This is a genomic window from Endozoicomonas sp., from assembly GCF_051008435.1.
In the GTDB taxonomy this organism is placed as follows: Bacteria; Pseudomonadota; Gammaproteobacteria; order Pseudomonadales; family Endozoicomonadaceae; genus Endozoicomonas_A.
In genome coordinates, this window is the sequence record NZ_JBPCXO010000082.1 from 1 (window position 1) to 12,768 (window position 12,768).

Below are 12,768 nucleotides of genomic sequence, written 5' to 3' on the forward strand. Positions count from 1 at the left end.
AACAGCAGGTGCTGATCAAACTCAACAGGGCTATCCTTGAATTTTGGTGGTGGTGACATCTGGCATTATTAGGGTTGATTTAAGGCTTATCATAACAGATAAACCTATTCTCGGTCAGGCTCCTAGAAAGGGATCGCCACGGAAGGAGCCTGATATGAGCGGAGACTCAAACACCCAACTCTATACATTCTCTCTGAAAGGGACGGATGACCGGTTCGATGGACAGGTTCCCGAGATTACCCTGCAACTTTCCGTCACACTGGAATGCTTTGACGGCATAGACAGCAAGTTCCTGACGATCTCCTTGCTAAACAGTACCGTGGCTGCCAGTCATACTGGCGACATGGTGTATGACACAGAGACTCATAGAGGCTGGTTTAGTGAGAAGGTAAGCGTTTATATCGGTGTAGACGGTTTTGGCAACAACCCTGTGTTAGAGCAGGATTATCCCAGTACAACCACCAGTGGCACCACTTTTTCTACCAGTGAAACCCTGGGGGTAACAGCAGGTGTTACTGCCAGTGACGGTGCACCCAAGTTGTCTATTGGAGTATCCGACAGTACTTCGAGCAGCACCTCTCAAACTGTCGCTGACTTTACAGTGGCCAACAACTCTGCTGATGATGAAGTCAATCACGACTATAACCTGAGCAGTACACCGAATGGGTTATACACAGGCCCAAACAGCATCGTGATCAAACCCTCTGCTACAGACTTCTTTGAATACGACACATTAAGTACTGTGACCAACAATGACGGCTCGGCCATCAGTAATCTGCCCCTGGCTTCTCAGGCTGTCTATAGAACACCAAGCGGTGATTTTACTGAAGAAGTCAGCCTCGGAGTGACGCATTACCTTCAAAGTGTTTCAACGAGTCATTCTGCTGTGACGTCAACGGTGACTTATTACACGGAAGATAATCAGCCGGTTTATGATTTGCTGGAAGATCTTGCGGTGAATTTTTCTGCTATCAGAAATCCAACGGTTTAATCTTTCTGTGGGCCAGCCTGGCTCTATTTTAAATACAGAACCAGGCAGCCACTGATTGCTATTACGTCAGCATGGGTTTCAGGAATCGTCCAGTATGGGAAACTTTGCTGTCGGCTACGATTTCCGGAGTGCCCTCGGCAATGATCTGACCACCGCCGTCACCTCCTTCGGGTCCCAGGTCAACGACCCAGTCCGCTGTTTTGATGACATCCAGGTTGTGCTCAATCACTACTACAGTATTACCGTGATCTCGGAGTCTGTGCAGTACGACCAGTAACTGTTGAATATCGTGGAAGTGCAGACCGGTGGTGGGTTCATCAAGAATATACAGAGTTTTTCCGGTATCCCGCTTGGAGAGTTCCTTGGCCAGCTTCACCCGCTGAGCTTCACCTCCCGAGAGCGTTGTAGCGTTCTGCCCCAGATGAATATACGACAGGCCGACATCCATCAGGGTTTGCAGTTTTCGTTTCACCGCAGGAATAGGTTCAAAGTATTCCAGAGCTTCCTCAACGGTCATCTCAAGCACTTCATGGATGTTCTTGCCCTTGTACTTTACGTCCAGGGTTTCACGGTTATAACGTTTGCCTTTACAGACGTCACACGGCACGTAAATATCAGGCAGGAAATGCATTTCTACTTTGATAACACCGTCACCCTGGCAGGCTTCGCAGCGACCGCCCTTAACGTTAAAGCTGAAACGACCTGGCTTGTAACCACGTGAGCGAGCTTCCTGGGTTCCGGCAAACAATTCACGAATGGCGGTGAAAATGCCGGTATAGGTAGCAGGGTTGGATCTGGGCGTTCGACCAATGGGACTCTGATCGATATCGATGCATTTATCGAAGTGGTCCAGACCACTGATCTTTTTGTGTTTGGATGCCGTTAAGGTCGTCGCACCATTCAGGGCATGAGCAGCGATCGGGTACAGAGTGCTGTTGATCAGGGTGGACTTACCGGAGCCGGACACCCCTGTTACACACGTCATCAGACCCACTGGAATTTCCAGGCTGACATTTTTCAGGTTATTGCCAGAGCAGCCAGTGAGTTTCAGCAGCTTCTTTTTATCCACAGGCGTACGTTGCTCAGGTACGGCTATTTTTCTGGTCCCTGTGAGGTATTGACCCGTTACTGAGTTCTCGTTATCCATGACCTGGGCAGGTGTGCCCTGGGCAATAATTTCACCACCGTGAACTCCGGCGCCAGGGCCAATATCAATGACATGGTCGGCCATACGAATGGCGTCTTCGTCATGTTCTACGACAATGACAGTATTACCCAGGTCGCGGAGTCGTGTCAGTGTGCTTAGCAGCCGTTCGTTATCCCGCTGGTGCAGACCAATACTGGGCTCATCCAGGATGTACATAACGCCAACAAGGCCAGCACCAATCTGGCTGGCCAGTCGAATACGCTGGGCTTCACCCCCTGAGAGAGTATCAGCACTGCGATCAAGGGTGAGGTAGTTGAGGCCGACGTTAACCAGAAAACTCAGGCGATCGCAGATCTCTTTCAGAATTTTCTCAGCAATCTCCCCTTTCTGACCGGGCAAGCTGAGCTGCTCGAAGTAAGAAAGTGCACGTTCTACCGGTAGTTTTACCAGGTCAGGCAGTGCTTCTTTCTCGATAAAGACATGTCTGGATTCCTGACGGAGACGAGTGCCTTTACAACTTGGGCAGTGCTGGGTACTCAGGTACTTGGAGAGTTCTTCCCGAACGGACTGGGATTCAGTCTCGCGGTAGCGCCGTTCAAAATTGGGAATAATCCCTTCAAAATGATGACGTTTTTTATAGACGTCGCCTCGGTCATTGACGTAACTGAAATCGATCTGCTCTTCACCGGAGCCGTGCAGAATGGTGTTCTGTTGTTCAGCGGTAAGATCATCAAAAGCGGTATCAATATCAAACCCAAAGTGGGCCGCCAGAGATTTCAGAAGGTGGAAGTAATAGACACTTCTGCGATCCCAGCCCCGAATGGCGCCTTCTGCCAGGGTTAATTCCGGATGCTGAACAATTCGGTCTTCATCAAAAAACTGTTTAACCCCCAGCCCGTCACAGGTGGGGCAGGCTCCAGCCGGGTTGTTGAACGAGAACATACGAGGTTCCAGTTCATTGATGCTGTATCCACAGGACGGGCAGGCAAAGCGGGCTGAGTAAACAATGTCTTCCTGCTCTGCGTCCATGAAGCTGATGGCCGCCAGTCCATCGGTTAACTCCAGAGCCGTTTCAAAAGACTCTGCCAGACGCAGCTGCAAGTCTTCTCTCACCTTGAAGCGATCAACGACGACTTCAATGGTGTGTTTCTTTTTCTTGTCCAGAGTGGGCGGAGTGTCCAGGTCGGTAACAATGCCGTTTATGCGCGCCCGTATGAACCCCTGGGCTCTCAGTTCACTGAAAACATGAAGATGCTCACCTTTACGATCCCTGACCACAGGGGCCAACAGCATCAGCTTGGTGCCTTCCGGCAAAGCCAGCACCTGATCCACCATCTGGCTGACAATCTGGGCTTCCAGCGGCAGGTGATGCTTTGGACAACGCGGTGTTCCGGTTCTTGCAAACAGCAATCGCAAGTAGTCGTATATCTCAGTGATGGTACCGACAGTCGAGCGGGGGTTGTGGCTGGTGGATTTCTGTTCAATGGAGATAGCGGGGGACAAACCTTCAATGTGGTCGACATCCGGCTTTTCCATCATCGAGAGAAACTGTCGTGCATAAGCCGACAAGGATTCTACATAGCGACGTTGGCCTTCTGCATAGAGGGTATCGAAGGCCAGGGATGACTTCCCTGATCCGGACAGGCCCGTAATGACAATCAGGCTGTCCCGGGGCATATCCAGATCAATGTTCTTCAGGTTATGGGTTCTTGCACCCTGTACCGTTATTTTATCCACCCGTATCACCCGATGCTGTTGAAGAGCAAACAGGGGATTATAAAGCATCCCTTGGCTTGAAATGTAGTGGATGTGAAATATCCAGGGCAGATGAGCTGTCTCATCTGCTGATTCCGGGCAATCTATTACTCGTGCGTAGGAACATGAATAGTTTGAAGCTCTCCGGTGGCGGTACTTAGCCGGACTGATGTTGGGGGGGTAGGCCAGGGGGAGCCCAGTCTCCAGAAATAAGCTTTAGTCTGGTTATTGGAGATATCTGTCGCAATAAAAAACTCGGCGTGCCCATCATGATGGAGATGAGTGACCCCTTGTTTGGGAAGCTGGAAAACCAGTTTTCCGCTGGAATCCATCATGGGAGGCACCATACCGGACGCTTTCGGGTAGTGATAGCAGGTCTTGAAGAGCTGGCTGGTTTCGAAGCCAGCCATGGTAATGTGGTAGTAGTTCATATCCAGGGCTGGACCCTTGGTTTCACTGCCTGATTTTAGCGCTGTCTGGTATGGCATCAGGGTCAGGGAGTTACTGCTGTATACCAGTTCCGGCAAGACAGCATTGACGACTTTTTTCAGGTCAATACCACTGAACTCATGGGGGAAAACCATCCGGTGTTTTATGAACCAGTTATGACATTGATCGTTAATGTCTTTTAAAAGGGTTTGATTCACACCTTTCACTTTCAAGATGGGCTCGCAGATTACGGCTTTGGTTTTGGCCCTCAGTTTAGAGCGGGTGCCCTTTAATTCGATTATGCTGCTTTTGGCATCTACCATCGGGGCAAGCCTGATATCACTCGGATGGTGATGGTTTTTTAACTCTGCTTCTCTTTTGTAGTTGATGACGGGTAATTGCAGAGTGTGTTCCTGAGTATCTCCATCATCCGTAAATTCTGGGTCTTCCTCAGGCGAAGCATGGTTATACCAGACTGTACCCCCCGTAAAAATCACGAATACAGTAAGACCTGCAGCAGTATAAAGCCTGCCATTATTGGCTTCTGCTGGCTTAGGGGTTACAAGCATGAAGGCAAGCACCGCCACCATGAAAAGCTTGAACTGACTGGAATGTCTGACGGGGTATGCCATTTTTATCAATCCTCTTTTTTATCGCTCTGGTGAATCTGCCCATGGATTTCCAATGATTGGCAGAGTCCTTTTTCATGATTTCTCTGGAACGAATAAAAATAGCTGACTGGTGGGAAAGTGCTGGAGGTGGTGGAAACTTTTGAGCTTTTAATGGGTCTAATTCTCGTTAAACCATTATCTTCCGGTCATGACTGTCTATTTTCGGTCGGGTTCCCAGAATTATCAGTATTTGGAGGCTTCTGTAGGCTCTGAGCTGTTTTGGAGTGATTGATATGCAAGGATGCGAAAACGCCAAGTCGGCAGAAGTGGGAAAGCCTGCGGGTTTAGTTGATTCACCTGCCTCGTCTTCTTCTCCCTCCCCATTCATACCCGCCATGAGTCAGGTTATGCCCCTGCCTGCTCGAAAGATGGGTGACTTTTCTGTTTCTAAAACGTCTGCTTCCCTTGGAATTGATCAATTAATGAATGCCATGAAGGCGGGAAGCCTGGACCAAAATGGTTATGAGCAACTCCTTGAGCACTTGAGGGCCTGGGTATCAGAATCCGAGCAACTGGATATCTGGTATGGAGAAGCGGGCAATCAATATCTCAGCGATATCCGACAACTGAAAGACTGGTTGTCTTGCCCTCCAGCTCTTGTCTGTGACTTATTTGAAGATCATCAGGCATTTCTGATCTGTAGGTTGGACAGTGTTCATTCTGTATTTTTTGAAATCCTTGCGAGCCTACAGGAGGAAACAGAGCCTCTGATTCGTCTGCTGACTCGATTGAAGGTAATAAAAACCCCTCTGGACCCGGAGCTTTGTCCTGTTAAAAGTGCTGTTTATCTGCCTCTGGATCTTTTTAAAGAACTGTGGGGGGATGAGTTACAGCCTCAGATGAGATCGGCTGTTTTTGGTTTTCATCTTCTCAGTCTGAAACCTTCAGCGTTGTTTAACTGGTGGCAGACAGAAATGAGAAAGTATGAGGGCGTTGAAGCCGGTGTGGAGCCTTCTTTCCAGAGAACCCTGTCTGATGTGCTCTTTTCAAAAATGAGGCAGGGAGATCTTTACTGCAAAACAGAGTTTGCCGGGAATTACTGTTGGAGTCATTTCATTCTTCCCAGATTGAATGACTGGCATCGGAAGGGGCAATATCCTCGATTTGATGGAGATCGGGTTGAAGGCATGGGGCACTGGTTGCAAGATCATCAGAAAGAGCTGGGCAATATGTTTAATCTTCTGGTTGAGCAACCGACCTTGCTGGCAGGGTTTATGTCTCAGGTCCCCAATGAAATACAGCCTCTTTTACTATGGTTTGCGTTTACTCAGGGTTATCCGGAAATAGTGGATGCCATCCAGACCGCATGCCCTGACGCCTTAACATCCCTTGGAGCCATAGAGGCAGATACCGGTAATTCTCTTTTGCATTACTTCTGTTTAGACCGGGTTGAGGAGGGGGCAGATCTTTTACTGAAACTGATCAGGGAACAGGGCCTTGAAGGTTATGCATCACGACCAAACGTGGCAGGAAAGACGCCTCTGGAAATGCAGAAACCATCGAGCCGGTTCTCTGCCAATAGAAAAATCAAACAACTGCAAAAAATCCGTCTTTATCGTTTCTTTTTTCAGCATACGAAACCTGAACAGGTGACAGCTTGCTTAGAGTTTTTGTTGGCAGAAAAACCGTTACCGGACCATGATTGTCTTCCTCTCTTAATACTGGGGCTGCAGGCAGGGGGCACTATCCCTGAAAAGGCGTTACAAAATAAGCACCTCAATTACTCCATGAAAATCTGGCAGAATTCTAAAAATACCCATGCTCTAGCGCCTTTCTTGAGTTGGATAAAACACTTCGAACCCCTTGATGCCCGGAATCTCGCTGACATGCTGAATCAGCTGCCTTCTAAGGGCATTAAGCCAGAAGTCGTTTCAGAAATACTTGCTGTTTTACCCCCTGAGAGTTTATCTGCTGTGCTTGAGCAATATATGCACGGCGAGCATAAAGAATGGTTTCAGAAACAGTTTCTTTCCACTCAGCTCTATCCATTGGGACAAGGCATTGATGCCAGCTACCCCTGGACAACCTTATTACAAACCGTTGGATTCAAAATGGCGATCCCCAAGCCGGACAGCAGCCAGGAAAAAGACTACCAGCGTTGTCTTGATCAACACCTTCATCATGACTCCCAAAGACTTCAGCCCTTGCCAGAGAATCATTCAAGCTGCTTTAAGGAGCAGGAAGGGGTAACAGGGCTTTATGGACGTAGCCTTTATCATCAGGGGGCGCTTTCAGGGCAGGAAGAAAAAGTCCCTCGAATAAAATTGAGAAAGCGGGGCTCTGATGGAACGGATGAGTCACTGGAAGAACTGACAAGAGAAGCAGGTGTCCTTCAGTTTCTGAGGGAGCAGCAAGCATTATTCCGAGAAACCAGTGGCAGGGAAGGAATGGATTTACACAGCCAGTTACCCGAGCCTGTGGGTAACTTTGTGTTGCCAGAAGCATCGAAATTTCTGGCCGAGGTGGCTCTGTCAGAAGAAGAACGTTCGCTTTTACAGTCAAGAGTGGCATTGGATTCAGAGCCTGATACCTGCGAGGCTTATTTGTTCCAGACACAGCTTGAGGCGTTGTACCACCGTTATGCTCACGAGACGTCAGGTGAAAAAGGGCTTAGCAGAGAAAATGCGCTAAAGGCATTAAGAGTGGCGGCGCACGATATTGGTGTTTTATTCAGAAATGGTTTTTCTGTGCCAAATGCTTTACCCGCGTTTCATTCCAGGTTTATCAGCGATTTGAGGTCCTATGTCACTTTGAATCAATTAACCGGTTTTTGTTCGCAGGGATCTTTTGATGGTTGGACCGGGCCTGCAACCGAGTACCCGAATATCTCTCCCTTTCCGGCAGTGCTCAGGGATTTCGCAGAAATTCGAAAGCATTCAGAGCTTAAACCCGTTACCAGCGAATTGGGTTTTGATATGGAGCATGAAGAGGCGGTGAGTGCTGTTGCCATGAATGAGCTGGCCAACAACATGCTGGCACTGGAGATGCTGCTGGCTCGTATTTTGACAAAAGAGTTAAACAGCCGTGATCCGGCAAGTTTTTCCAGAGCCGCCGAGGAAGTAGAGAATGAATTGCTGGTGCTTTATACGACACTTTATGGGGAGGCGTTTAGCATGGCAGAAGGCAGTGAGGCTCGCAACCGTTTGCGTTCTGCATTAAAGGACCATGGCGTTGCCAGTCAGGCAGCTCGAGAGTTGTGTTATTGGTGTGAGACGGGTGAATCTCCCGGATGGGTCGAGCATGTTAAGAAGAGAGAAGTGCCGCCATGGGTTTATTCTCTGCCACTCCCCGAAAAGCAAATGGAAATGTTCTTGAAGAAGCGTTTCCACTTGCTGAAAAAAACGGGCTTTATGTGCAGTACTCAGGACCCCCACCCAAGGTTGGCTGCTGCCAGCAGCTGGTTCTTGCTGGTTCAAAGCAACTGCATGAAGACGCTGGCGATGGCCGAGGGAATTGTTCATCAGAAAGGCTGATGGCAAGTCGATGCTTTCGGATCGAAGGAATATCTCCTCACATCTTATCGGTTTCCTGATAAAATAAGCCGCTTGCAATTTTATATAAGAAGTCAGGAATGTCTCCGCAGGAACTTAAATCAACGGTCTCACTGTCTCTGGTGTTTGTCTTCAGGATGTTTGGCCTGTTTATGGTACTGCCTGTTCTGGTCCTTTATTCGGAAGACCTGCAGGGAGCCACCCCGGCCCTGGCCGGTTTTGCTATTGGTGCTTATGGATTAACCCAGGCAGCACTGCAAATCCCTTTTGGCTGGATGTCAGACCGGTTTGGACGCAAGCCGGTCATCATTGCCGGCATGATGATATTTATGCTGGGCAGCCTGGTGGCAGCTCAGGCCGACTCTATTTATGGCGTGATATTTGGCCGGGTTCTCCAAGGAGCAGGCGCGGTAGCAGGAGCTATTACGGCTTTGCTGGCTGATCTGACCCGCGAACAATATCGCACCCGAGCCATGGCGGTATTCGGTATCAGTATCGGGTTCTCATTCTGCATTGCCATGTTGCTGGGCCCTCTGTTTGCCAGCTGGTGGGGGCTGGGTGGTCTGTTTGGCAGTAATGCCATTATGGCGGGTCTGGGCATTCTGATTCTGCTGTTTATGGTGCCAACGCCTGTGGTTACCCGAACGGATCTGAACACGAAAGTCAGTGTTAAAGATGTGGGTAATGTGGTTCGCAACCCTGAAATACTGAGACTGATGGCGGGTATTTTTACTCTGCATTTTATCCTGATGGCTCTGTTCGTTTTCCTGCCACAAATGTTGGAAGATACTATGGGAATGCCCCGGGAAAACCATGGCTGGGTCTACCTGATAGCGCTTTCAGTGTCTTTTGTCATGATTGTACCGGTCATTATTTTCAGTGAGGCCAAGCGTCGTTTGAAACAGTGTTTTGTCGGGGCAGTGACGTTGATGTTGGCGGCCATTGCTGGCATGTGGCGAGTAGACAGTGTTCTGCTGGGGATATTCCTGTTTTTTGCGGCATTCAATTTTCTGGAGGCTACACTGCCTTCTCTGGTCAGTAAATTATCACCGGCAGGCACCCGGGGAACTTCCATGGGAGTCTACTCAACCAGCCAGTTTCTGGGTGCAGCACTGGGTGGAAGCCTTGGTGGACTGGCGCTTCAGTACTGGGGTGCGACCGGTGTCATGATGGTTTGTGCAATCCCTACTGCACTATGGTGGTTATTGTCTGTTACCATGAAACAACCCCCCTATGTTAGCAGTATGGTTATGGCCCTCGACTCGTCCATGAGCCTGGATGCCCGTGCCATTGGCAGGGAACTGGCCATTATTCCGGGGGTTGAGGAAGTCACCGTCCTGGATAGTGAGAGAACCGCCTATCTTAAGGTGGACAGGAAAATAGTGGATATGACCGCACTGCGTCAGTATGGCGAGTGCTGACATCAATGAATTAGACAGCTATACCTATTGGATTTCAAGATGCTACTAGGCGTCAAGTTCGTGAAGCCCCGGAAGCCTACAATGAGTAGGTGATTGGGGTGAGCGAACGCTGACAACAACGTAGCAGCTTGAAAGGCGATGAGTATATAAACGCTGGAACCGTTGCTCATCCCTTCTGCGGGAGTGGATAACGGTTCATGTTAAAAAATACTGGAGAAACTGATGGCACGAGGTGTTAACAAGGTCATTCTGATCGGCAACCTGGGTAATGATCCGGATGTCCGTTTTACCCCTAATGGCAGCGCTGTAGCCAACCTGAGTGTGGCGACCAGTGAATCCTGGAAAGATCGTAACACCGGCCAGCCTCAGGAAAAAACCGAATGGCACCGGGTGGTGATCTTCGGCAAGCTGGCTGAAATTGCCCAGCAATACCTGCGTAAGGGTTCCAAGGTTTACATTGAAGGTAAACTGCAGACCCGGAAATGGCAGGATCAATCCGGTCAGGAGAAGTACACGACAGAGGTTGTTGTTGATGGCTTCAGTGGTCAGCTGCAAATGCTGGACGGACGTCAGGAAGGTACGGGTGCTCCTGCCGGTGGCGGTGAGTTCCAGCCAAGGGCTGCACAACAGCAACAGTCTGCCCCACAGCAGCAGTATGGATCAGCGCCTCAGCAGCCTATGCAACAACAGGCAGCTCCGGCGGCTGCGCCACAGCAACAGTTTGGTGGTGCTCCTCAGCAGCAACAGACTCAGCAGCGTTCTGCGCCACAGCAGCAACAGCAACAGCAACAGCAGCAGCAGCAACAACAACAGCCTCAGACTGCGCCAGCAGGTGGCTTTGACGATTTTGACGACGATATTCCGTTTTGACGGCAACTAAAGACTTGTTTTTGTAACGGGTTTTGTCGAACAATAAGCGAATGTTAAGCCCTTCAAATGTGTAAACATTTGGAGGGTTTTTTTGTGGAGGTAGAACATGGTTATTGTCGATTAAACTTTAGACATTGAATGCCGGTGCCATGAGCTGTTGTTCGCTCCGGCTGATACCTGCTTTCGTGGCTTTTTCCTGCCACTGACTGACACTTTCAAGGACCTGGCTTTTGATCTCCTCAGCTTCAGAATGGTCGAGCTGAAAAAAGTCGATCACTTCAAAGGCAAGGTCGTAGTCCAGGCTGTTCTCGTCATCTGTAATGTTTAAATGCAATCCATTGGCCGGTGTGACCGGGTTAATATCGTAAGCGGGAGACAGCACCCAGCCTCCACTTTGATAGATAAACCCATGATTTCTAAGATGGTCGTCTGTATTGGATACTGCAATATTAAACACGATTCGTCGCCAGAGTTGTGCTAAGTCAGTTTTGGTATTTGCCCCGTTGTCCCATAGAAACTGAGCTAGTTCCAAATAACTCGCATCATACTCACCATCATAGTAACCCAACTGAGTCATTGCAGAGGTAAAGTGGAGCCGACTTTGTGGTGTGCGGTCAAAGCGTTTGGTTAAGAATGTATGGTGGTGACTGTTAAACTTGTCGATACGGCACTCGGCCATGTCAATATGGGCTGCTGCTGCCAGTTGGTATGTGACGAATTCCCAAGCAGCAATATCGTAATCGTCGTGACGGCTGGGAAACTTTGCAATCCATAGTTGCTCGCTTTCATCGATAACACTGGCTTTTGGCCGAGCCCCACCCAAGGAAGAACCGGGCGACATTAGCATATACAGCCATTTCAAGTACTCTGGGTCGGTGGTATCTCCGTTATTCTCCACCTGTGATACAGCATGCTCAAGCTCTTTCAACGATGAAATGGGTGGAGCGGCCTGTTTTTCGTCATTGTCCAAAAAATCACCGTCCAATGCTCTCTTGAATCTCAAAGCGCCCAACCGGTATCGGTCATGCACACCGAGTAAGTAATCAATCTCATTAAGTACGCGAGGGCGTCTTTTTTCCTGGCGAGCGACTATAGCCTCTCGTCGCTTCATCAATAACCGACCCCAGCGATCAGGGCATGAGTCCAAGAATACTCTGAAGTTTTTTGAGTCCTCACTATGCTGTTCTCCTGAATAGAGATTTAAATCCGGATCTATTTGCTGGGCATAGTCAGATTGGAGCCAGTCATTGTCGTAACTAAAGCTGAAATGTTCTTTGTTTTTGATGAGAGTTGAGCGTAGTGCACCAACTAGCATTGGTTCGTAGAACTCCTCCCAGTCAGCGAATACATAAATTTCTGTGCTCATCGCGCTTTCCCTTTCTGCGGCTCTTTTTTACTGGCCATCAGCTTTATATCCTGCAGCTTTCGGCCGAGTTCGTCGTCATTTGCCACTTGAGCGAAATCTTCTACTAAACCTAGAACACTTAGAACGGCTACATAATGGCCAATAGAAACTTTGGGGTCGCCCTGCTCAATCTTGCGAATAGTCAGTCGGCTTAAGCCAGTCCGCTCTGAAATTTGGCTTTGAGTGTAACTACGACGTTTATAAGCGAGCTTAATATTCTCTCCCAGTTGTTCCAGAATCTTTCGATTCTTGGGGAAGATAACGGCGCTTCTTTTGGTTATGTCTTTCTTGGTCATTATAATTACCAATATCATGAGATATGATAAGTATAGTGATCATATTTGAAATTTGTAAATATATAGATGGAACCTACAGTTATCATATTTTTCAGAAGTGGTAATTGCAGGTTTCAATTTTTGGCGGTCTGGATAAGAGATATAGAGTCTACAATGGACTCCACACTCTAGGAGCCTGTCGGACTTACCACTGACCTACTGCGAAAAAGCCGGATTTGGCCATTTTCTATGATTCTTTTCGTTGAATAGCTCGCTATTCGCCTCAAATAATCATAAAAACTGTCTCAAACCG

The 12,768-nt window shown here is 48.7% G+C and carries 8 protein-coding genes; 4 read left to right on the plus strand and 4 right to left on the minus strand.

Annotated features, from left to right (window positions below):
• The first annotated feature begins 154 nt into the window (after nucleotides 1-154).
• Complete coding sequence (locus tag ACR2PX_RS03625) at nucleotides 155-991, plus strand: hypothetical protein (RefSeq protein ID WP_433997998.1); 837 nt, start codon at nucleotides 155-157, stop codon at nucleotides 989-991.
• A 61-nt stretch (nucleotides 992-1,052) separates the two neighbouring features.
• Here the strand turns inward: ACR2PX_RS03625 and uvrA are convergent, their stop codons facing one another.
• Nucleotides 1,053-3,875: an excinuclease ABC subunit UvrA gene (uvrA, locus tag ACR2PX_RS03630; RefSeq protein WP_433997999.1), complete on the minus strand. Its 2,823-nt coding sequence runs from the start codon at nucleotides 3,873-3,875 to the stop codon at nucleotides 1,053-1,055.
• Between the two features lie 125 nt (nucleotides 3,876-4,000).
• Complete coding sequence (locus ACR2PX_RS03635; RefSeq protein WP_433998000.1) at nucleotides 4,001-4,954, minus strand: hypothetical protein; 954 nt, start codon at nucleotides 4,952-4,954, stop codon at nucleotides 4,001-4,003.
• Nucleotides 4,955-5,226: 272 nt separating this feature from the next.
• On the opposite strand from ACR2PX_RS03635, the gene ACR2PX_RS03640 reads away from it, so the two are divergent.
• From ACR2PX_RS03640 to ssb, 3 genes are all read left to right on the plus strand, one after another.
• Nucleotides 5,227-8,466: a hypothetical protein gene (locus ACR2PX_RS03640; protein ID WP_433998001.1), complete on the plus strand. Its 3,240-nt coding sequence runs from the start codon at nucleotides 5,227-5,229 to the stop codon at nucleotides 8,464-8,466.
• A gap of 98 nt (nucleotides 8,467-8,564) precedes the next feature.
• A complete protein-coding gene (locus ACR2PX_RS03645; RefSeq protein WP_433998002.1) occupies nucleotides 8,565-9,905 on the plus strand; it encodes an MFS transporter in 1,341 nt (446 codons plus the stop codon).
• 222 nt (nucleotides 9,906-10,127) lie between these two features.
• Complete coding sequence (gene ssb / locus ACR2PX_RS03650; RefSeq protein WP_433998003.1) at nucleotides 10,128-10,775, plus strand: single-stranded DNA-binding protein; 648 nt, start codon at nucleotides 10,128-10,130, stop codon at nucleotides 10,773-10,775.
• A 127-nt stretch (nucleotides 10,776-10,902) separates the two neighbouring features.
• On the opposite strand, the gene ACR2PX_RS03655 is transcribed toward ssb, so the two are convergent.
• On the minus strand, nucleotides 10,903-12,141 hold the full coding sequence (locus tag ACR2PX_RS03655) for a type II toxin-antitoxin system HipA family toxin (protein ID WP_433998004.1): 1,239 nt from the start codon (nucleotides 12,139-12,141) through the stop codon (nucleotides 10,903-10,905).
• Entirely contained in the window at nucleotides 12,138-12,476 is a 339-nt protein-coding gene (locus ACR2PX_RS03660) for a helix-turn-helix domain-containing protein (RefSeq protein WP_433998005.1), read from the minus strand. The genes ACR2PX_RS03655 and ACR2PX_RS03660 overlap by 4 nt, the downstream gene beginning before the upstream one ends.
• Between the last annotated feature and the right edge of the window lie 292 nt (nucleotides 12,477-12,768).

Coding starts and splice junctions, on each gene's coding strand:
- ACR2PX_RS03625 (WP_433997998.1), top strand. CDS start 155: ATGAGCGGAGACTCAAACACCCAACTCTATACATTCTCTCTGAAAGGG.
- ACR2PX_RS03635 (WP_433998000.1), bottom strand. CDS start 4,954: ATGGCATACCCCGTCAGACATTCCAGTCAGTTCAAGCTTTTCATGGTG.
- ACR2PX_RS03640 (WP_433998001.1), top strand. CDS start 5,227: ATGCAAGGATGCGAAAACGCCAAGTCGGCAGAAGTGGGAAAGCCTGCG.
- ACR2PX_RS03645 (WP_433998002.1), top strand. CDS start 8,565: ATGTCTCCGCAGGAACTTAAATCAACGGTCTCACTGTCTCTGGTGTTT.
- ssb (WP_433998003.1), top strand. CDS start 10,128: ATGGCACGAGGTGTTAACAAGGTCATTCTGATCGGCAACCTGGGTAAT.
- ACR2PX_RS03655 (WP_433998004.1), bottom strand. CDS start 12,141: ATGAGCACAGAAATTTATGTATTCGCTGACTGGGAGGAGTTCTACGAA.
- ACR2PX_RS03660 (WP_433998005.1), bottom strand. CDS start 12,476: ATGACCAAGAAAGACATAACCAAAAGAAGCGCCGTTATCTTCCCCAAG.